Source organism: Pseudomonas sp. JQ36 (assembly GCF_053851495.1).
Window position 1 is genome coordinate 229,014 of sequence record NZ_CM132642.1, and the last position, 18,809, is coordinate 247,822.

The 18,809-nt window shown below is 59.5% G+C and carries 22 protein-coding genes and 1 tRNA gene; 8 read left to right on the forward strand and 15 right to left on the reverse strand.

What is annotated here, in order from left to right; all coding sequences use genetic code 11:
• Window positions 1–97 precede the first annotated feature (97 nt).
• Together ACS4NR_RS01150 and ACS4NR_RS01155 are read left to right on the forward strand one after the other, a co-directional pair.
• Entirely contained in the window at window positions 98–256 is a 159-nt protein-coding gene (locus tag ACS4NR_RS01150; protein WP_003222499.1) for a KGG domain-containing protein, read from the forward strand.
• Between the two features lie 75 nt (window positions 257–331).
• Entirely contained in the window at window positions 332–835 is a 504-nt protein-coding gene (locus ACS4NR_RS01155) for a DUF4142 domain-containing protein (RefSeq protein ID WP_027614439.1), read from the forward strand.
• An 89-nt stretch (window positions 836–924) separates the two neighbouring features.
• Here ACS4NR_RS01155 and ACS4NR_RS01160 read toward each other — a convergent pair whose 3' ends face one another.
• Complete coding sequence (locus tag ACS4NR_RS01160) at window positions 925–1,335, reverse strand: low affinity iron permease family protein (protein ID WP_456018902.1); 411 nt, start codon at window positions 1,333–1,335, stop codon at window positions 925–927.
• A 220-nt stretch (window positions 1,336–1,555) separates the two neighbouring features.
• On the opposite strand from ACS4NR_RS01160, the gene ACS4NR_RS01165 reads away from it, so the two are divergent.
• The gene (locus tag ACS4NR_RS01165) at window positions 1,556–2,641 is read left to right on the forward strand and encodes a type I restriction endonuclease (protein ID WP_456018903.1); all 1,086 of its coding nucleotides are present in this window, start codon (window positions 1,556–1,558) and stop codon (window positions 2,639–2,641) included.
• Window positions 2,642–2,789: 148 nt separating this feature from the next.
• Window positions 2,790–3,560: a trans-aconitate 2-methyltransferase gene (tam, locus tag ACS4NR_RS01170; protein ID WP_456018904.1), complete on the forward strand. Its 771-nt coding sequence runs from the start codon at window positions 2,790–2,792 to the stop codon at window positions 3,558–3,560.
• A gap of 126 nt (window positions 3,561–3,686) precedes the next feature.
• On the opposite strand, the gene ACS4NR_RS01175 is transcribed toward tam, so the two are convergent.
• From ACS4NR_RS01175 to ACS4NR_RS01210, 8 genes are all read right to left on the reverse strand, one after another.
• The gene (locus ACS4NR_RS01175; protein WP_456018905.1) at window positions 3,687–4,415 is read right to left on the reverse strand and encodes a class I SAM-dependent methyltransferase; all 729 of its coding nucleotides are present in this window, start codon (window positions 4,413–4,415) and stop codon (window positions 3,687–3,689) included.
• Between the two features lie 149 nt (window positions 4,416–4,564).
• The gene (locus tag ACS4NR_RS01180; protein ID WP_095138523.1) at window positions 4,565–4,972 is read right to left on the reverse strand and encodes a type II toxin-antitoxin system HicB family antitoxin; all 408 of its coding nucleotides are present in this window, start codon (window positions 4,970–4,972) and stop codon (window positions 4,565–4,567) included.
• A gap of 36 nt (window positions 4,973–5,008) precedes the next feature.
• On the reverse strand, window positions 5,009–5,188 hold the full coding sequence (locus tag ACS4NR_RS01185) for a type II toxin-antitoxin system HicA family toxin (RefSeq protein ID WP_007963251.1): 180 nt from the start codon (window positions 5,186–5,188) through the stop codon (window positions 5,009–5,011).
• A 266-nt stretch (window positions 5,189–5,454) separates the two neighbouring features.
• A tRNA-Gly gene (locus tag ACS4NR_RS01190) sits at window positions 5,455–5,528 on the reverse strand.
• 158 nt (window positions 5,529–5,686) lie between these two features.
• Entirely contained in the window at window positions 5,687–6,571 is an 885-nt protein-coding gene (locus tag ACS4NR_RS01195) for an alpha/beta fold hydrolase (RefSeq protein WP_456018906.1), read from the reverse strand.
• 316 nt (window positions 6,572–6,887) lie between these two features.
• The gene (locus ACS4NR_RS01200; RefSeq protein ID WP_456018907.1) at window positions 6,888–7,580 is read right to left on the reverse strand and encodes a pseudouridine synthase; all 693 of its coding nucleotides are present in this window, start codon (window positions 7,578–7,580) and stop codon (window positions 6,888–6,890) included.
• A gap of 33 nt (window positions 7,581–7,613) precedes the next feature.
• Window positions 7,614–7,844 carry a cysteine-rich CWC family protein gene (locus tag ACS4NR_RS01205; protein ID WP_115986181.1) on the reverse strand — a complete coding sequence of 77 codons (231 nt, stop codon included), beginning with the start codon at window positions 7,842–7,844 and terminating at the stop codon, window positions 7,614–7,616.
• Window positions 7,837–8,043, reverse strand: coding sequence for a diguanylate cyclase domain-containing protein (locus tag ACS4NR_RS01210; RefSeq protein ID WP_456020421.1), 207 nt, complete (start codon window positions 8,041–8,043; stop codon window positions 7,837–7,839). The genes ACS4NR_RS01205 and ACS4NR_RS01210 overlap by 8 nt, the downstream gene beginning before the upstream one ends.
• A gap of 406 nt (window positions 8,044–8,449) precedes the next feature.
• On the opposite strand from ACS4NR_RS01210, the gene ACS4NR_RS01215 reads away from it, so the two are divergent.
• The gene (locus tag ACS4NR_RS01215; protein ID WP_166497104.1) at window positions 8,450–8,869 is read left to right on the forward strand and encodes a hypothetical protein; all 420 of its coding nucleotides are present in this window, start codon (window positions 8,450–8,452) and stop codon (window positions 8,867–8,869) included.
• 65 nt (window positions 8,870–8,934) lie between these two features.
• Here the strand turns inward: ACS4NR_RS01215 and ACS4NR_RS01220 are convergent, their stop codons facing one another.
• A complete protein-coding gene (locus ACS4NR_RS01220; RefSeq protein ID WP_204895733.1) occupies window positions 8,935–10,047 on the reverse strand; it encodes a 3-hydroxyisobutyryl-CoA hydrolase in 1,113 nt (370 codons plus the stop codon).
• A 132-nt stretch (window positions 10,048–10,179) separates the two neighbouring features.
• Between ACS4NR_RS01220 and ung the strand changes: the two genes are divergently transcribed.
• Window positions 10,180–10,872 (forward strand): uracil-DNA glycosylase, encoded by a 693-nt coding sequence (gene ung / locus ACS4NR_RS01225; protein ID WP_007963257.1) that lies wholly within the window; start codon window positions 10,180–10,182, stop codon window positions 10,870–10,872.
• Between the two features lie 119 nt (window positions 10,873–10,991).
• On the opposite strand, the gene ACS4NR_RS01230 is transcribed toward ung, so the two are convergent.
• From ACS4NR_RS01230 to ACS4NR_RS01250, 5 genes are all read right to left on the reverse strand, one after another.
• The gene (locus tag ACS4NR_RS01230) at window positions 10,992–12,026 is read right to left on the reverse strand and encodes an AbrB family transcriptional regulator (protein WP_115986178.1); all 1,035 of its coding nucleotides are present in this window, start codon (window positions 12,024–12,026) and stop codon (window positions 10,992–10,994) included.
• Window positions 12,019–13,533 (reverse strand): tripartite tricarboxylate transporter permease, encoded by a 1,515-nt coding sequence (locus ACS4NR_RS01235; protein WP_027614452.1) that lies wholly within the window; start codon window positions 13,531–13,533, stop codon window positions 12,019–12,021. Before ACS4NR_RS01235 ends, ACS4NR_RS01230 begins: the two co-directional genes overlap by 8 nt.
• 1 nt (window position 13,534) lies before the next feature.
• Window positions 13,535–13,993, reverse strand: coding sequence for a tripartite tricarboxylate transporter TctB family protein (locus tag ACS4NR_RS01240; RefSeq protein ID WP_134785621.1), 459 nt, complete (start codon window positions 13,991–13,993; stop codon window positions 13,535–13,537).
• A gap of 58 nt (window positions 13,994–14,051) precedes the next feature.
• Window positions 14,052–15,029: a Bug family tripartite tricarboxylate transporter substrate binding protein gene (locus ACS4NR_RS01245; RefSeq protein ID WP_456018908.1), complete on the reverse strand. Its 978-nt coding sequence runs from the start codon at window positions 15,027–15,029 to the stop codon at window positions 14,052–14,054.
• Between the two features lie 94 nt (window positions 15,030–15,123).
• On the reverse strand, window positions 15,124–16,416 hold the full coding sequence (locus ACS4NR_RS01250; RefSeq protein WP_166497100.1) for an OprD family porin: 1,293 nt from the start codon (window positions 16,414–16,416) through the stop codon (window positions 15,124–15,126).
• Window positions 16,417–16,652: 236 nt separating this feature from the next.
• Here ACS4NR_RS01250 and ACS4NR_RS01255 point away from each other — a divergent pair, with 236 nt between their 5' ends.
• Both ACS4NR_RS01255 and ACS4NR_RS01260 read left to right on the forward strand, forming a co-directional pair.
• Complete coding sequence (locus ACS4NR_RS01255; RefSeq protein WP_003222545.1) at window positions 16,653–17,324, forward strand: response regulator; 672 nt, start codon at window positions 16,653–16,655, stop codon at window positions 17,322–17,324.
• On the forward strand, window positions 17,317–18,702 hold the full coding sequence (locus tag ACS4NR_RS01260; protein ID WP_443533186.1) for a sensor histidine kinase: 1,386 nt from the start codon (window positions 17,317–17,319) through the stop codon (window positions 18,700–18,702). The genes ACS4NR_RS01255 and ACS4NR_RS01260 overlap by 8 nt, the downstream gene beginning before the upstream one ends.
• The last annotated feature ends 107 nt before the right edge of the window (window positions 18,703–18,809 follow it).

An 18,809-nucleotide genomic window follows, 5' to 3' on the forward strand; every position in this document is an offset into this window, starting at 1 on the left:
CGGCGTGGGCAACTTTTCTAAACCTTTGGCAGTCCGGCAATTCTCAATCTAGGCGGGCACCTGCTCGCCAACGATCAACACCAAGAGGAAGAGAATCATGCCTAATTCAAGAAACTCGAACTCGGGAAACTTCGCCAACGATCGAACCAAGGCGTCTGAAGCCGGTCGCAAAGGTGGGAAAACCACCACCACGACGGTCGACAAAGAGCCTGCGAAAACCGAAATGGGCCGCAAGCCAGCTCAGAAGTCGAAGTAGTCGGTGAGGTAGTTTTGATTGAGAGGCGGGGGCGCAAGCCCCCGCTTGAATTTGCAGAGATAGGAGGGCGCGACCATGAGCCGGATGGCCACCCAGATACGTCGTTTCAGTTTTGCCACGCTGTTGGGTTTGTTCGCGGGCACAGCATTCGCCCAGTCGCCTGCCGACTTCATCAACGATGCGTCCGCCAAAGGCATGGCCGACATTGAAGCCAGCCGGCTGGCGCACCAGAAATCCGAATCCAAAGAGGTCAAGGATTACACCATCGTCGTGATCAATGACCGCACCACGGCCAACCAGCATCTGGCGAAAATCGCGAAGAAACTCGATCTGCCGGTCGCTCCCCGTGAAGAAATTGCCGACAAGGCCAAGACCATGATCCCTCAGGTCAAGGACGGTGAAACCTTCGACCAGGCCTACGCCGCGAGCCAGGTGAAAGCGACCGAAGAGGCCATCCAGCAGATCCAGCAGGAAGCGCAGTCGACCGACGTACCGGAAATCAAGGCATTTGCCGACGAGACGCTGCCAAAACTGCAAAGCCATCTGGAAATGGCCCGAGCGCTGCAAGCCAGCCGCTGACACCACCTGCCAATCAAAAGATCGCAGCCTGCGCCATTCCATGGAGGAGCTGCCGCAGGCTGCGATCTTTTGCGTTTTTTTAACTTTATTTAGCAGTCATTCAAATCCTGCTTCGGCTTGTTCTTCTCCCCCAGCCCCTCAAGGTTGAACACCTCACTCTCGCCCAAACTGCGGTAATGCTTGCGCAGCGCCTCGAGTTGTTTGAGATCCAGCGATTCCAGACCGAGCATCGCATTCTGCGCCTCCTTGTTCACCCGCAATAACTCATCAAGCTTCAGATGCAGGATGTCGGTATCACGGTTCTGCGTGTTCTGGATCAGGAACACCATCAGAAAGGTGATGATCGTCGTCGAGGTGTTGATGATCAGTTGCCAAGTGTCATTGAAATCAAAAATCGGCCCGCTCAACCCCCACAGAAAAATCAGAATCAATGCACCCATGAAGGTTTTCGGGCTACCGGCCCAGAGGGCCAGGGTCTGGGAGATTTTCGCGAATTTCATTGCGGTGTTCCTTGTTGGGATTGCCTGAAGTTCAGACAGTGACGGCGTTGCGAAAATTCGACTGAGAAAGCCTTTCGCCAATGAAAACGCTCATGTCTGGACATAGGGCGGAACACTTTGTGTTAGAAAACTTTCTTTGTGCGGGTTTGCGTCTAGGATCAACTGGCAGTCAATTCGCCAGCATGCGAATGCACGGACAGTAACTAGTCAGAGGTCATTCATGGAATTCTTCGAGAAATTAACCAGTCTAGCCGCCAAAGTACGGTTGCAAGCTGCTGCGATCCAGACGGAGGAGGCGACAAAAAATGCGTTTGTCATGCCGTTCATCAGCACCGTTCTGGGTTACGACGTGTTTGACCCGACAGAGGTGACACCGGAGTTTGTCTGCGATATCGGTACGAAGAAAGGCGAGAAAATTGATTACGCCATCATGAAAGAGGGCGAAGTTCAGATACTCATTGAGTGCAAGAAAATCGGTGAACCGTTGCACATAAACCACGCGTCTCAGCTCTTTCGTTACTTCCATGTCACCAGTGCCCGGATCTCAATCCTTACCAACGGCCAGATCTACAAGTTTTTTACGGATCTAGATGCACCAAACAAAATGGATGAAAAACCTTTTCTTGAGCTCGACCTTCTGGATATTGATGAGTATTCAGTTCCCGAACTGGTCAAGCTGACAAAATCTGCTTTTGATGTTGATTCGATAATCAGCGCGGCAGGGGAGCTGAAGTACGTCAGTCAAATCAAGAAGGTCATAGCCGCTCAGGTCAGCAAACCCGACGATGATTTCGTTAAGGTCTTTGCATCACGTGTCTACGATGGGGTGATTACACAAAAAGTACGTGAACAGTTCCATGAGTTGACTAGAAAAGCGGTGGCTCAGTTCTTAAACGATCAGATTAATGATCGGCTCAAATCAGCAATGAGTGGCGCAATCCAGCCAGTGTTGGCGTCCTCACCATCAGCAATTGTTGGGACGGATCCGATAGATGCGCGCGACGAGTCAGAAGACAAGGTGTTAACAACACTGGAAGAGCTTGAGGGTTACCACATCGTTCGTGCGTTGGTTCGCTCTGTGGTTGATGCCAAGCGCATCGTTCAGCGTGATACGCAGAGCTATTTCGGTATTTTGTTAGACGACAACAATCGCAAGCCTATCTGTCGATTGCATTTCAATCGTTCTCAGAAGTACATCGGTATCTTCGATCAGGATAAAAATGAAACACGACATCCAATTAGCTCAGTCGATGATATTTACGAATATTCGGATCACCTGAAAAAGACAGTCGGGTACTACGATTGAATAAGAGACCGGCCCAGAGGGCCGGTTTTTTTAGCATTTTTCGTTCGAATACCAGTGTGGAAATCCCTTGCAATAAGCCCGTCTGGAACTGCCCGCAGCGCTACCTGTATTGTGACGAACCGCAGGAATGTCCCGACAGGAGAACGCAATGAGTTGGTCCGCCAGACAATACGTCGCTTTCGAAGATGAACGCACCCGCCCGGCCCGTGATTTGCTGGCGGCGATTCCCCCGGTTCAGGCGCGATCGGTGGTCGATATCGGTTGCGGCCCGGGTAACTCCACCGAGCTGCTGGTGCAGCGTTTTGAGCTGGCGCAGATCCGGGGGCTGGACAGTTCGGCAGACATGATCGCCGCGGCGCGCAAACGCCTGCCGCAGTTGCAGTTCGAAGTCGCGCAAATCGATAGTTGGGCGGATCAAGGGCCGTTCGATGTGATCTTCGCCAACGCCGTGCTGCAGTGGGTGCCGGATCACGCGACGTTGCTGCCGGCACTTGCCAACAAGCTGTCGGATGGTGGCAGTCTGGCGATCCAGATGCCGGACAACCTCAACGAGCCTTCCCATCGACTGATGCGCGAAGTCGCCGCCAACGGCCCATGGGCCGCGAAACTCGCCGGCGCCGCCGGACAGCGCACCGACATGGCCAGCGCCAGCGAGTACTTCTCGATGTTGTGTCCGCACTGCTCGCGGGTCGATGTGTGGCGCACCACCTATCACCATCAGTTGTCCGGTGGAGCGGCGGGGATCGTGGAGTGGTTCAAGGGCAGTGGCTTGATTCCGTTTCTGAGCCCGCTGAGCGAAGAGGAGCGGGCGCAGTATCTGCAGCAGTATCTGGTGGCGGTTGCCGAGGCGTATCCGGCGTTGCCCGATGGTTCGGTGCTGTTGCCGTTTCCGCGGTTGTTTATCGTCGCGACTCGGTAAAGGCAAACACGAATTCTGTGGCGAGGGAGCTTGCTCCCGCTGGACTGCGAAGCAGGCCCAAGATCTTCGGGGCTCTTCGCGCCCCAGCGGGAGCAAGCTCCCTCGCCACAATGTATATGCCGCGAGTTAGCGCTGCACCGCCACCAACATCATCATCGGCCGCTCCCGCTCTTCAGCCAGCGCCGGTTGCGCCGCCACCTCCGCATCGCTCGGCCCCCATTCGTTGACATGGCGAATGGCAAAACCTGCCGCGATCAACGAATTCAACAGCGTGCCCATCGTGCGGTGCTGCTTGATTACCCCGTCGGCCAGCCAGTTGGTCACCCGCTCGCCCTCCATCTGATAGCTGTCCAGCGGCCAACGCTTGTGACCGTCGCTGTCGACCAGCCAGCCTGGATTGCGCGGCGCCATGAAGATCGGATGCTCGATGGAGAAAACAAAATACGAACCCGGTTTCAACGCCGCGTACAGATGAGCGAACAGTCCGGCCAGATCCTTGATGTAGTGCAGCGCCAGCGAACTGTAGGCCAGATCGAAACTGCAGGCCGGCAAGTCGAGATGTTCAAGGTCGGCACGTTCATAGCGAATATTCGCAGCCGCAGTGGTTTCGCGCGCCCGCTCGAGCATCTTTTCCGAGACATCCAGCCCCAGTACATGGGCGGCGCCGTGCTCACTGGCCCAACGACTGAACCAGCCATAGCCGCAGCCGAGGTCGACCACATGCAAATCGTGCATTGATGGCAACAACGCCTTGAGCGCCGGCCACTCCGGCGCGGCGTCGAGGCCGCCTATAGAGCGGTTCATCTGGCTGTAGCCCTGGAAAAACTCTGGGTCGTCGTAAATATTTTGCGTCATGGTGGAAATGCTCTTTTGAGTTCGGTCATCAGCGGCACAGGGGCCGCGCCATGGAGTCCCTCGAAAGTCAAAACGCGTATTCGTCGATGGCCGCGCAGGGGGAGGGTGGTGGGTGATGGAGAAATGCTAGCGGAGGGCCCGATTTGCATTCAACCTTGCTGCAAGACCTTCAACGCTGCCGAAGCCAGAAACCCCGAACGACTTTTCTCTTCCGGGTGATGAAGCACATATTCATCAATGCGGTTGAGCAGATAGCCGGGCAGTGTGATGTTGAGTTTCTGCGCCTTGCCCAGGTATTTGGTAACGTCGATATCAACCACTGCCCAGGCACAACCGGCGTACTGCGGGTTCGCTACGTGCACGCCAAGCTTGCTGGCTGGCGGGATCGACGCACCGTCCTCGGCCAGAATTTCGAAATGACCCTCAATGGCTTCACGAGCCATCGCGACGGCATCATCCAAATCATCCCCGGCAGAAAAACAGCCGGGAATATCCGGCACTTCCACTCCCCAGGCATGTTCTTCATCACCTATTGAAATTGCGATCGGGTAAAGCATGTTCGTGGACCTCCTGGACGCTGTCGGTGGAATGAGTCAAAGCAGCGCCTGTTTCAAAATGCTGATGGCCGTTTTTTTAAGCAGATCCTTCTTTGGATGCGGCACCGTCACCAGACCAGGTTTTATGGGATGTTTAAAGTGGTGATGACTGCCTTTGACCCGCACCAGATACCAACCGTCTGCGACGAGCTGACCGATTAAAAAGCGGCTATTCACAACACCTCCTTTTGGTGTGCTTGGTGGGTACTATAACTACTGATTTTTTTTGATCAACACTATAACCACCGAGCGGTCATCGTCCTTTGATTGGCTCGGTGGCAAGATTCAGTCTAGGCTGGGGCGTCGCGCTGGGATGATAGGTGTGTTGCAGGCCTTTACGGGGCAATGCGGGTAAATCCCGGATACAAAAAAACCGGCCCTGTAGGCCGGTTTTTTCTGTTCCTGCATCCCCCGTCATAACCACGACGTGAGACCCGATTGAGTGGAGCGGGTAGAGGGAATCGAACCCTCAACTAAAGCTTGGGAAGCTTTCGTTTTGCCACTAAACTATACCCGCTCAGAGCGGCTGACTTTGTACCAGAGTCGGGCGCGGATTTGAAGTTTTTCTTTTGCTCGCAGCGCGTTACAGCGTTGAAAATGGTCATTCGCGGGCGAATCTGCAGGTCAATCAATGCTGGTTTTCAGCCCCACAGACTCGCTCGCGACGACGCCTCTTCAAATGGCCAATGCATGGTGATCCTGGACGAACGCGTAACGTGTTCGGCTCGACTGCGGTGACGGTTTCAGGAAGCCGAGCAGGGCGTTCTGGCTATCGCGGCAAGCGGCCTTGTGCTCCATATCGAGGAAATGCCCGGTGGCCTGCAGCGTGGTGAAGGTGCTGTGTGCCATGTGGCTGCCGAAAATCCGGGCGTCTTCGGCGGCGGTGTATTCATCCCATTCGCCGTTGAGGAACAGCACCGGCACGTTGATCTTCTTCGCCGCATTCAGGTAGCACTGGCGATCGCTGTGCAACACGTCACTGATGTGGAAGTGCATCTGCCCGTATTCGTGCTCGGCCAGGCTGCTGACGTGGCGATAGTTGAAGCGCTTGAACAGTGACGGCAGGTGTTTGCCGATAGTGCTGTTGACCAGGTGCCCGACGCGGTCGCCGTCGCGCTGGCCGAGGTAATCGACACCGCGCTCCAGATAATCAAGCATGTGTGCGTTGATCACCGGCGAGAACGAGCTGATCACGGCTTTTTCGATGCGCCGCGGCTGGTGTGACAGGGCAACCAGGGTCGCCGCACCACCCCAGGAAAACGACAGCACGTGTTCGGCGCCGAAGTGGTCGATCAGCTCCAGCAGGATCTGCCCTTCGACTTCCTTGGTCAGATGTTTCTCGTGACGGTTGTGGATTTTCGACCTGCCCGCGTAGGGCTGGTCGTAGCAAACCACGTTGAATTGCGGGTGCAGGTTTTTCACAGTCTGTGCAAACGACGCAGTCGTGGCCATCGAGCCGTTGACCAGGATGATGGTCTTTTCTGCGGCGTCTGCGCGATAGAACTCCGTGTAAACCCGATACTGACCCTGTATATCCAGCACAGCGATTTCTGGCCTCATGTCATAAGACTCCTGGCAAGCAAGCGGGTATGCGCGCAAATAGAGATTGCACGAGCTTTGTGACAGGTAGGCATACGCCTGGAATTTGCCTGGCCCATGTCGATCCATGACTACGGTCGACGGGTGTTGTTATTGGCGGGCAGTCTGCCGGCTGAGGCGCAACCCAAGGGGCTGACGACCGGCAAAAAGTTTCTTGGATGTATGGTGTGACTAATCGGTCACAATCTGGCCGACGTCCTGATTCAAGCAGTGGGATGGGGATCGCGCAAGTGCCGTTGGTAAATTGTTCGACAACTTCTGCTGAGCGGTCGCCGGCTTAGAACAAATGAATCTCTTCGGTGCGCAAAGCACGGTACTCGCCCGGTTTTAGCGCGTTATCCAGCGACAGCGGGCCCATGGATTCGCGGTGCAGACGCAGCACTTTATTGTTGAAGTGACCGAACATGCGCTTCACCTGATGGTAGCGCCCCTCGACGATGCTCAGGCGCGCCGCTCGCGGGCCGAGCACTTCGAGCTGCGCCGGTTGCGTGGTCAGGTTTTCGAAGGCGAAGTAGATGCCCTCGGCAAACGTGAGCGCGTATTGCGGCCCGATCTCCTGTTCGGTCTCGACGTAATAGACCTTCGGCAGTTTGGTCTGCGGTTGGGTCAGGCGTCGCGACCAGCTGCCATCGTTGGTGATCAACATCAGCCCGGTGGTGTTGAAGTCCAGGCGACCGGCGATGTGCAGGTCGTCCTTGTCCGGTTCATCGATCAGGTCGAGCACGGTCGGGTGTTGCGGATCGCGGGTGGCGCTGACGCAGCCGGGCGGTTTGTGCAGCATGAGGTAGCGCGCCGGTTTGCCGGTTTGCAGGACTTCTTGATCGACTTCGACGCGGCTGAATTCCAGCACTTCGCTGTGCGGGTCGCTGACGACTTTTCCGTCGATCCGCACGCGCTTTTCCACCAGCAACAGGCGAACCTGCTGACGGTTGTAGCGGGGCAGGTTGCTGAGGAAACGGTCGACGCGCATGGTCAGGAATCGGCGGACAAAGGGCCGCGTATCTTACGGGATCGGCCGCGCCGCTGCTTGCAGTTGCGCCTCGACCTGAGCGCAGCGCGGACACAGGCAGGATTTGTCGCGCAGCGCTGCGGGCAAGGCTTCAAGCACTGCCGGATCGATGCTCACGCCATAGCACCAGCAGGCCTGGTCGGCGGTGCGCGGGTCGGCCAGGCTGCAGTCGTTGCGCGCGCCACAGGCCGGGCAAAGGTCGGGTTTCGTGTCGGAATCAGGCATAGGGCGAGTGAGGCATTTCCACGCAGGTGCGGTTACGGCCGGTTTGCTTGGCCTGGTACATCGCATGATCGGCCCGGGACGGCAGCGTGTGCAAGGTGCATCCGCTTGCTGAGTGGTAGCACCCGATCAACACTTTCGGGAAATAATTGCTCCCTGAGTGGCGCGAATAGTCGTTGTTGTATTCCTGGGCCTTACGCAGACCAACTGTGGGAGCGGGCTTGCTCGCGAAGGCGTCCTGTCAGTCAGTGATTCGTCACTGACCCACCGCTTTCGCGAGCAAGCCCGCTCCCACAGGGGATTCTCAGTGTGACTGACACCGCTGATCTGCAGCCTTTGCGCGCCCGGTACTTGTCCCAGGCCAAACACCCACAGACTGGGTCGGCTGCGCTGTACCGCTGCGGCCGAAGGTCTTTCTGAAGGCTGTTAGCAGCGGCTGCATGACAGTGTTTTGCAAATGAACAGGATTTCATCAATCACATGTTTCAACTTGTTACGGAATCGCACCAGATTCGGAAAACGCTGTCAGATATTTCGTCAGTCACCGAATAAACGACTGATGCCTGCCAGCGTCGCTGGTGCGGCTACCCGCGGTCCAGGAGGCCGCCATGTATCGACGAATTCTTCTACTTGCTGCGATGATGTTTTCCGTTGCCGGTTGCGCTCCCTACTCCTACGCAGACAGTTATTACAGCTCGCAGGTCTACACCTCACCCGCGCCGGCCTACTACAACACGGGCGGCACTTACTACCGCGGCGGCAGCACCTATTACTCGGCCCCGCGCTATTACCAGGCGGCCCCACGCTACTACCAACCGGCTCCGCGTTACTACTCGGCGCCACGTTACTACCAGGCGGCGCCGCGGCACTACCAGCCAGCGCCGCGTTACTACGAAAGTCGTCGCTGGCACGGCAACGATCGTGGTCGTTGGGACGGTCACCGCGGTGGTGGCTGGGATCGTGACCGGGGCGGGCGTGATCATCACGGCAATCGGGGTGACCACGGCGGGCGAGGCAGTCGCTGGTAATCATCCGCAAATAAAAAGCGGCGCATTGAGCGCCGCTTTTTTTGTGCCTGCGATTTGCCAGGCAATCAGTAAACCGTCAGATCCGCCAACGGATGCCGACCTTCCCAGACCTTGTGAAAATGCGCCTCGACCACCGCCTCCGGGACATTGTTGATGTCCGGCCAATGCCAGTGCGGTTTCTGATCCTTGTCGATCAGCCGTGCGCGAACCCCTTCGCTGAACTCCGGATGCCGGCAGCAATTGAGGCTCAGGGTGTATTCCATCTGAAACACTTCGGCCAGCGACAGGTAGCGGGCGCGGAGGATCTGTTCCCAGACCAGGTGCGCGGTCAGCGGCGAGCCTTCGCTCAGGGTTTTCGCGGCGCGGGCGATCAGCGGATCACTGCTGTCACGTTGCAGGCTGATGGCTTTCCAGGCGCAAGTGACGTCGCTGACGTCGAGCAGTTCATCGATCTGCTGACGCCGCGGCAGCCACTGCGCCTCGGGCATCTGCCCGACGGCTTCCTGTTGCAGGGCCTTGAGCAGACTGTTGAGCTGCATGTCGGTCTGTTCCTGCCAATTGAGTTGCAGCAGGCCTTCGATCAGTTGCGGTTGTTGCTCTTCAAGCAGGAAACGATCGGCCAGATCCAGATCGATCGCATCGCGGCCGTTCATGTGTGCACCGGTCAGACCGAGGAACAAGCCGAGCTTGCCCGGCAACCGTGAGAGAAACCAACTGGCACCGACGTCCGGGTACAGACCGATGGTGATCTCCGGCATCGCCAGGCGACTGCTCGGCGTGACGATCCGCGTGCTCGCGCCTTGCAACAGGCCCATGCCGCCGCCGAGCACGTAACCGTGGCCCCAGCAGATCAGCGGTTTGGGGTAGGTGTGCAGGCTGTAGTCCAGGCGATATTCGGCGGCGAAAAACTGCGCCGCCAGTGGCGGGACTTCACCGGGATGGGCGCGGCAGGCCTCTACCAGACTGCGCACTTCGCCGCCGGCGCAGAACGCCTTGGCGCCATTGCCGCGCAGCAGCACGCAGACGATTTGCGGATCCTTGGCCCAGGCGTGCAGTTTGTCGCTCAGGGCGTTGATCATCGGCAAGGACAGCGCATTGAGCGACTTTTCAGCATCCAGGCTGGCGATCCCGAGGCGGGCGCCGTCGGTGCCGGTAAGTTCTTCGAAGTGCAGATTCATCGTGACCTCGATCGGAAAGTTGAGCGTTCAGTATGATCGCTGTGTGGGAAAGTGCCGGATCTGCGTCAGATCAATTGACAAGCGTGGTCGGCTTTCCTAGGGTTCGCCCCATTGTTTTTGCCGGGTATGACCATGACTGCTGACGACCGTATCAAACTCGAACCGAGCTGGAAGGAGGCACTGCGTGCTGAGTTCGACCAGCCTTACATGGCGGAGTTGCGCAATTTTCTGCAGCAGGAGCGGGCGGCCGGCAAGGAGATCTATCCGCCGGGTCCGCTGATTTTCAACGCGTTGAATTCGACGCCGCTGGATAAAGTCAAAGTGGTGATCCTCGGCCAGGACCCGTACCACGGCCCGGGCCAGGCCCATGGTTTGTGCTTCTCGGTGCAACCGGGCGTGCCGGCGCCGCCGTCGCTGGTCAACATCTACAAAGAGTTGAAACGCGACCTGAACATCGACATCCCCAACCACGGCTACCTGCAGAGCTGGGCCGATCAGGGCGTGTTGATGCTCAACACCACCATGACCGTCGAGCGCGCCAATGCCAACGCGCACAAGGACAAGGGCTGGCAGTTCTTCACCGACCGGATCATCGAACTGGTCAGCGAACGCCAGCCGCATCTGGTGTTCATGCTGTGGGGCGCGCATGCGCAGAGCAAACAGAAGCTGATTGATGCGACCAAGCATTTGGTGCTGACCTCGGTGCATCCGTCGCCGTTGTCGGCTTATCGGGGCTTCCTCGGTTGCGGGCATTTCAGCCGGACCAACAAGTTTCTCGAGCAGAATGGTGAGGCGCCGATCGAGTGGCGGTTGCCGCCGGTCTGATCGGCTGACCGGGCCGGCCCCTTCGCGAGCAAGCCCGCTCCCACATTGGTTTTGCGGCATGCACATAACCAATGTGGGAGCGGGCTTGCTCGCGAAGAAGGCAACTCGGTATATCAGTGTTACTCGGGATTACGATTCCAGTACTTGAACAACGGCTCCGCCAGAAACAGTACAAACAGCAGCCGCATCACCTGCATCGCCGTCACCAGCGGCACCGACAGTTGCAGGGTTTCCGCCGTCAGACTCATCTCGGCGATGCCGCCGGGCATCATGCCCAATGTCAGCGAACGCAGATCCAGATGGGTCAGTGCACTCAAACCCAGCGCGGCCAATGTGGCGATCAACATGGTCAGCGCCGTGCCGATCAGCGTACGGCCCATGAATGACGGTGCGCGGCGGAAGAACTGTCGATTGAAGTGACAGCCCAGCCCGCTGCCGATCAGCCACTGGCCGATCTGGCTGCCACCGTCCGGCAGACCGATGTGCAAGTCCCAGGCAATGCTCACCGTGGCACTGACCAGCAACGGCCCGAACAGCCACGGATTGGGTTGACGCAAACGCTGCCAGAGCCAGGCGAGCAGGGCGCCCGTAGGAAACAGAATCGCCAGCCAGTGCCAATCGACGTTGCCAGCGTGGGAAATCGGTGTGCCGTCGCCCAACAGATACTTGAACGCGGCCGGCACGCACAGCACTACCACCAGCACCCGCAGACTCTGCCCCGCCGCGACATGGCTGAGCAGCGCGCCATTGCGCGCGCCGAGGTTGACCATCTCCCCGGAACCACCGGGCATGCTCGAGAAAAATGCCGTGGCGCGATCTTCGCCGGTACGGCGCATCAACCACACGCCGACCACCGCCGACAGGCTGGTGACCAGTGCGCCGAAGAAAATCAAACCGAAATGACTCAGCACCTGCTCCATCACCAGCGGGGTGAAGTGCAGGCCGATGCCGATGCCGACGATCCATTGGCCGCATTTGCGCCCGCCGGGGATTTCCGTGAGTTGCCACGGAGTCAGGCAGCGCACCAGGATGATCGCCAGCAACGAGCCGACCATCCACGGCAGTGGCCAGCCGATCTGGCTGGCGATAAAACCGCCAAGCAGACCGACCAGCGGGGTAGCCCACCAGCTTCGGAGGGAAGACCGATCAGACATCGGCGATGGCGCGTTGCGCCGCCGAACGTTTGCGCCAGATGCGCAGCAGCGGCATCAGCAACATGATCGCGGTCAGGATCCACACGCCGAAGGTGATCGGGCTCGACCAGAGGATTTCCAGCGCACCGTTGGAGATCGACAGTGCACGACGCAGGTTCTGTTCCATCAGACCACCGAGGATGAACCCGAGCAGCACGGGCGACAGCGGGAAATCCAGCTTGCGCAGGATGTAGCCGAAGATGCCGATGCCGACCATCAGGAACAGGTCGAAAGTGGTCGCATGCACGGCGTAGACGCCGATCCCGGTGATGATCGCGATCACCGGCACCAGTGCCCAGTTCGGCACGGCGAGGATGCGGGTGAAGATGCGGATCATCGGGATATTCAGGATCACCAGCATGATGTTGGCGATGAACAACGACGCGATCAGGCCCCAGACGATGTCCGGTTGCTGTTGGAACAGCAGCGGCCCCGGGGTGATGTTGTACAGCGACAGCGCGCCGATCATCACGGCGGTGGTGCCCGAACCGGGTACACCGAGGGTCAGCATCGGCACCAGTGCTCCACAGGCCGAAGCGCCGATCGCGGTTTCCGGAGCGGCAAGGCCACGGGCGTCACCTTGACCGAATTTGCCGCCGGCACCGGCGATGCGTTTTTCGGTCATGTAGGCCACGGCGCTGGCCAGCGTCGCGCCGGCACCGGGCAACACGCCCATGATGAAACCCAGCAGGCCGCAACGGATGTTCACCACGAACACCGATGCCGCTTCCTTGAAGTTGAACATCATGCGTCCGGTGGCTTTCACCGCTTCCTGGCCGCGATGGGTTTTTTCCAGCAGCAGGAGAATTTCACTGACCGAGAACAGACCCAGTACCAGCACCACGAACTGGATGCCGTCGGTCAGGTGAATATTGTCGCCAGTGAAGCGGTATACGCCGCTGTTGGCGTCGATGCCGACGGTCGACAGAAACAGCCCGATCAGCGCCGCAATAAAGGTCTTCAGCGGTCGATCGCCGGCCATGCCGCCGAGGCAGACAATCGCGAACACCATCAACACGAAGTATTCCGCCGGGCCGAAGGCAATCGCCCATTTCGCCAGCAGCGGGGCGAACAGCACCATGCCGCAAGTGGCGATGAACGCGCCGATGAACGAACTCCACGCCGACAGCGACAGCGCGACACCGGCCAGACCCTGACGCGCCATTGGATAACCGTCGAGGGTGGTCATCACGGTGGAGGCTTCGCCCGGAATGTTCAGCAGGATCGAGCTGATCCGCCCGCCGTATTCGCAACCCAGATACACCGCCGCCAGCAGAATCAGCGCCGACTCCGGCGGCAGGCCAAGGGCGAAGGCGATCGGGATCAGCAGGGCCACGCCATTGATCGGACCCAGGCCCGGCAACAGCCCGACCACGGTGCCGATCAGCGTGCCGGTCAGGGCCGTGACCAGGTTGTACGGACTCAGCGCGACGCCGAAGCCCTGACCCAAATAACCGAGAGTATCCATATCAGTTCTCCAGAACGTCGAGCAGGCCCAGAGGCAGTGGAACGTCCATCAGACGGTCGAACAGCAGGTACAGACCGATGGCCATCAACGTTGTCACCACAATGCTCGGTAGCCAGCGACCGCCATACAGGCGCGCCATCGGGATGCCGATCAGGATGCTGCTGAGGATGAAGCCCAGCGGTTCGAACAGGCCGGCGAACACCAGCAGCAACAGCACGCAGATGCCGATCTTGGTCAGGGTTTGGCGATCCAGCGGTGGCTCGTCTTCGCTGTGTTTGATCGGTGCCGGGCGGAACACCATGTACAGCAGCGCCAGGCCCATCAGGCCGAGCATCAGCAGGGGAAAGGCGCGTGGGCCGACCGGTTCGTAAGAAAAAGCCGCTTGATACGGCCACGCCATCAGCGCCAGGCCGACGCAGGCCAGCAACAGCACCGAGGCGAAAATGCGTTGTAAGAGCATGGGAAACTCCTGTGCCGAGGCCTCGATGCGCGAGGCCGCAGCCGCTAGACAGAGACGATCACTGAATCAGGCCGAACTCTTTGGCCAGCACCTTGTAGTCCGCCACCTGCTTCTTCACGTAGGTGTCCAGCTCCGGGCCGGTCATGGCGAACGGGAACAGCTCACGCTGATCGCGCAGCTTGGCGAAGTCGTCCGAGGCCAGCAGTTTGTCGAAGGCGTCTTTCCACCAGGCGTAGTCTTCGTCGCTGACTTTTGGCCCGAGGTAGAAACCGCGCACCACCGGCCAGACGATGTCGTAGCCCTGCTCGCGCGCGGTCGGGATGTCTTTCATTTCCGGCTCGTCGATGCGCTTGTCGGCGAACACTGCGAGCAGCCGCATGTCACCGCTCTGGATATGCGGCATGGAGTCGGAGATGTCGGTGCTGCCGACCTGGATGTGACCGCCGAGCAGTGCAGTAGCGATTTCGCCGCCGCCTTCGAGGGCGACGTAACGCAGGTCACGCGGGTTGATCCCGGCAGCCTTGGCGATCAGTGCGGTCTGCATCCAGTCCTGGCTGCCGACGGTGCCGCCGGAACCGATGACCACGGAGCTCGGATCTTTCTTCAGGGCTTTGACCAGATCGTCGAGGGTCTTGTAAGGCGAATCGCTCTTCACCGCGATGGCGCCGTAACTGGTGCCGACGGCGGCCAGCCAGCGCACATTGGTTTCATCGAAACGGCCGAACTTGCCTTGCGCCAGATTCAGCAGCGAACCGCTGGACCACGCCACCAGCGTGCCGGCGTCGGCCGGGCGTTGGGCGACGACCGCGTTGTACGCCACCGCGCCGACACCGCCGGGCATGTAGGTCACGCGCATCGGTTTGGTCAGCAGTTTTTCATTGACCAGCGCGCTCTGCGCCAGTTTGCAGGTCAGGTCGAAACCACCGCCGGGGGAGGCCGGGGCGATGCATTCCGGACGTTTCGGTTCGGCTATCAGTTGGCCGGCGAACAGCATGACGCCAGCGGCCAGAGCAACTTTACGCAGTGACAAATTCATTGGTTTCTCCACGGTTTCTTGTTGTAGGGCTTTTTTGTAGGAGCTGCCGCAGGCTGCGATCTTTTGAACTTCAGCACTCCGGCATTTCAATCAATTACCAAAGGGCAACGCTATAGCTCACCAGCAGACGCACTTCATCGGCATCGCGAGCGGAGTAGTTGGAACGGTAGGTGGCATTACGCAGGCGTACGGCAACGTCCTTCAGCGCGCCGCTTTGTACTACATATTTGATCTCGGTGTTGCGCTCCCACTCTTTGCCTTCTTCGCCATTCTTAAGCTTGATGTTGTCACCGCTCAGGTAACGGCTCATGAACGACAGGCCAGGGATGCCGAGGCGCGCGAAGTCGAAATCGTAACGCGCCTGCCACGAGCGTTCTTCGGCGCCGGCAAAGTCGTTGATCTGCACGAAGTTGACCAGGTACGGGTCGCTGCCATCGACATACGGGAACGCGCTGTCGCCGGACATGTGCTGATAACCGGCGCTGAACTTGTGGCCGCTCAGGGCATAGCTGACCAGGCCATTGAGCGAGCGGTTGTCGATCTCGCCGCCACGGGCTGCGCCCTGATCGTCACTGACGGCAAAGCGCAGGTCGGTGGCGAAGGTGCCCGGGCCCATCGGCCGCGAGGCGACCAGACCGAAGAAGTGCTGGTTGTAGACTTCGTCGAGTTGGGCGAAGTGGTAACTGCCGGTGATCTTGTCGGTGAACTTGTAGTCTACGCCGGCAAAGTCGAAATGCTTGCCGGCAGCGGTACCGGCGAAACGGCTGTTCTTGTTGTTGAGGGCGATGTCCTCGAAATCGGTGCTGTCGCGATCCTTGGCTTTCTCCAGACGCCCGCCGGTGAAGGTCAGGTTCTTGATCTCTTTGGAGGTCAGCAAGCCGCCTTCAAAGGTCTGCGGCAGGATGCGCCCGTCATTCGGTTTGAGGATCGGCAGTTCAGGAATCAGGCTGCCGATTTTCAGCTCGGTGGCGGAGATTTTCACTTTGCCGGTCAGGCCGACTTTCGAGTATTCGTCCGCCGCGCGCCCGTCATCGTGGGTCGGCAACAGGCCGGTGCCGGTACGATCCGGGCTCGAATCAAGCTTGACCCCGAGCATGCCTAGCGCATCGACACCGAACCCCACGGTGCCGTCGGTGTAACCCGATTGCAGGTTGAGCATGAAACCCTGCGCCCATTCATCACGCTTGCTTTGCTGGGCACTGGTGCCGTCGCGAAAGTCGCGGTTGAAGTACATGTTGCGGGTTTCGAAAGTGGCGGAGCTGTCTTTGATGAAGTCGGCATGGCTCAGCGGCGAAAAACCGGCGAGGGCAGCAGTGCTGGCGAGGGTGGCGTGGCGCAAACGAGAAGGACGAACAGGCGTAGGAGCCTTGGTCTGCAAGGACGGCATGCGGGTGTACTCCGTTTATTGTTCTTATTGGTCGAAAACGCTTCGAGGCGTTTTTCGTATCGCTGTGTGGCAGCAGCGACGGCAGTCGAAACTGTCCGTGACCGGACTCTAACGGGCTAACCTTTCACTAACCTTTCAGCTGGATTTCGCGGGTTTCGGGCTTCACAGCGGCGGTTGCGGCTGTAAACTCCGCGGCAAAGAGTGGCGTCGGCCATCCCTGAATGAGGTAGAGATCCATGCGTGTTCTGCTCGTCGAAGACCATTTGCAACTGGCCGAAAGTGTCGCCCAGGCGCTCAAGAGCACCGGTCTGACCGTGGACGTGTTGCACGATGGCGTGGCCGCCGACCTGGCGCTGGGCAGTGAGGAATACGCAATGGCGATCCTCGACGTCGGCCTGCCGCGCATGGACGGCTTTGAGGTGCTGGCACGCCTGCGCGCACGCGGCAAGAACCTGCCGGTGTTGATGCTGACGGCGCGCAGCGATGTGAAGGACCGCGTACACGGGCTCAATCTCGGTGCTGACGATTACCTGGCCAAACCCTTTGAACTGACCGAGCTCGAAGCGCGGGTCAAAGCCCTGCTGCGACGCAGTGTGCTCGGTGGCGAGCGCCAACAGCGCTGTGGCGTGCTGGCCTACGATCTCGACACCCGGCGCTTCAGCCTCGGCGAAGAACTGCTGACCCTGACCTCTCGCGAACAGGCAGTGCTCGAAGCGTTGATCGCCCGCCCGGGCCGAGTGATGAGCAAGGAGCAACTGGCGGCACAGGTGTTCGGTCTCGACGAGGAGGCCAGCCCTGACGCCATCGAAATCTACGTGCATCGTCTGCGCAAGAAACTCGACGGCCAACCGGTAGCGATCGTGACTTTCCGTGGCCTCGGTTACCTGCTGGAAAGCCGCGATGCATAAGCCCAGCAGCCTGCGCTGGCGGTTGCTGTGGAACCTCGCGTTGCTGCTGGTGGTGTTGATGCTCGCCAGTGGTTTGAGCGCGTACTGGAACGGGCGCGAAGCCGCCGACACCGCCTACGACCGCACCCTGCTGGCCTCGGCGCGGACCATCGCCGCCGGCCTGTCGCAGCGCGACGGCACCCTCAGCGCCGAGGTGCCCTACGTGGCGCTGGATACCTTCGCCTACGACAGCGCCGGGCGGATTTACTACCAGGTCAACGACATCCATCAGAAGCTGATTTCCGGCTATGAAAACCTGCCTGGCCCGCCACCTGGCACGCCGAGAACCGACGATTATCCAGCGCTGGCGCGCTTCTATAACGCGACCTATCGCGGGCAGAACGTGCGCGTGGTCAGCCTGCTCAAAGCCGTCACCGAACCGAACATGAACGGCATGGCGGAAATCCGTGTCGCCGAAACCGATGAGGCGCGGGTCAGCATGGCCCGCAGTCTGGCGGCCGATACGCTGCTGCGTCTGGGCATGCTCGCGATCGGCGCCTTGTTGCTGGTGTGGTTTGCGGTGAGTGCCGCGCTGCGCCCGCTGGAGCGTTTGCGCACGGCGGTGGAGGAGCGTCAGCCCGATGATTTGCGGCCGCTGCCGCTGGTGGAAGTGCAACATGAATTGTGGCCGCTGGTGCGCGCGCTCAATCACTTCACCGAACGCTTGCGCGGGCAGTTCGAGCGGCAGGCGCAGTTCATCGCCGATGCCGCCCACGAACTGCGCACGCCACTGGCAGCGTTGAAGGCGCGGTTGGAACTGGGGCTGCGTTCGACTGAAGCGCAAACCTGGCGCAGCACGCTGGAATCCTCTGCGCAAAGCACCGATCGCCTGACCCATCTGGCCAATCAACTGCTGTCGCTGGCGCGGGTGGAAAACGGTGCCCGGGCGATTGCCGAGGGCGGCGCGCAACTGCTCGATCTGAGTCAGTTGGCCCGCGAGCTGGGCATGGCCATGGCGCCGTTGGCTCATGCACGCGGGGTCGCGCTGGCGCTGGAGGCGGATGAGCCGGTATGGCTGCGCGGTGAGCCGACGTTGCTCAATGAACTGTTGAGCAATCTGGTGGACAACGCACTGGCGCATACGCCACCGGGCGGCAACGTGATTCTGCGGGTCGCGGCGCCCGCGGTGCTTGAGGTCGAAGATGATGGGCCGGGCATTCCGCTGGAAGAGCGGGATCGGGTGTTTGAACGCTTCTATCGGCGCAATCAGCAGGTTGCAGGCTCAGGGTTGGGGCTGGCGATTGTCGGAGAGATCTGCCGGGCGCATCTGGCGCAGATTACCTTGCACGATGGCGAGCAGGCCGGTTTGAAGGTTCGGGTGAGTTTTGTTGCGGGATAAATGTGGTGTTGGTGCGGGCCTCTTCGCGAGCAAGCCCGCTCCCACAGGGGATCCGCGCCGTACACAAATCCCCTGTGGGAGCGGGCTTGCTCGCGAAGGCCGCGCCG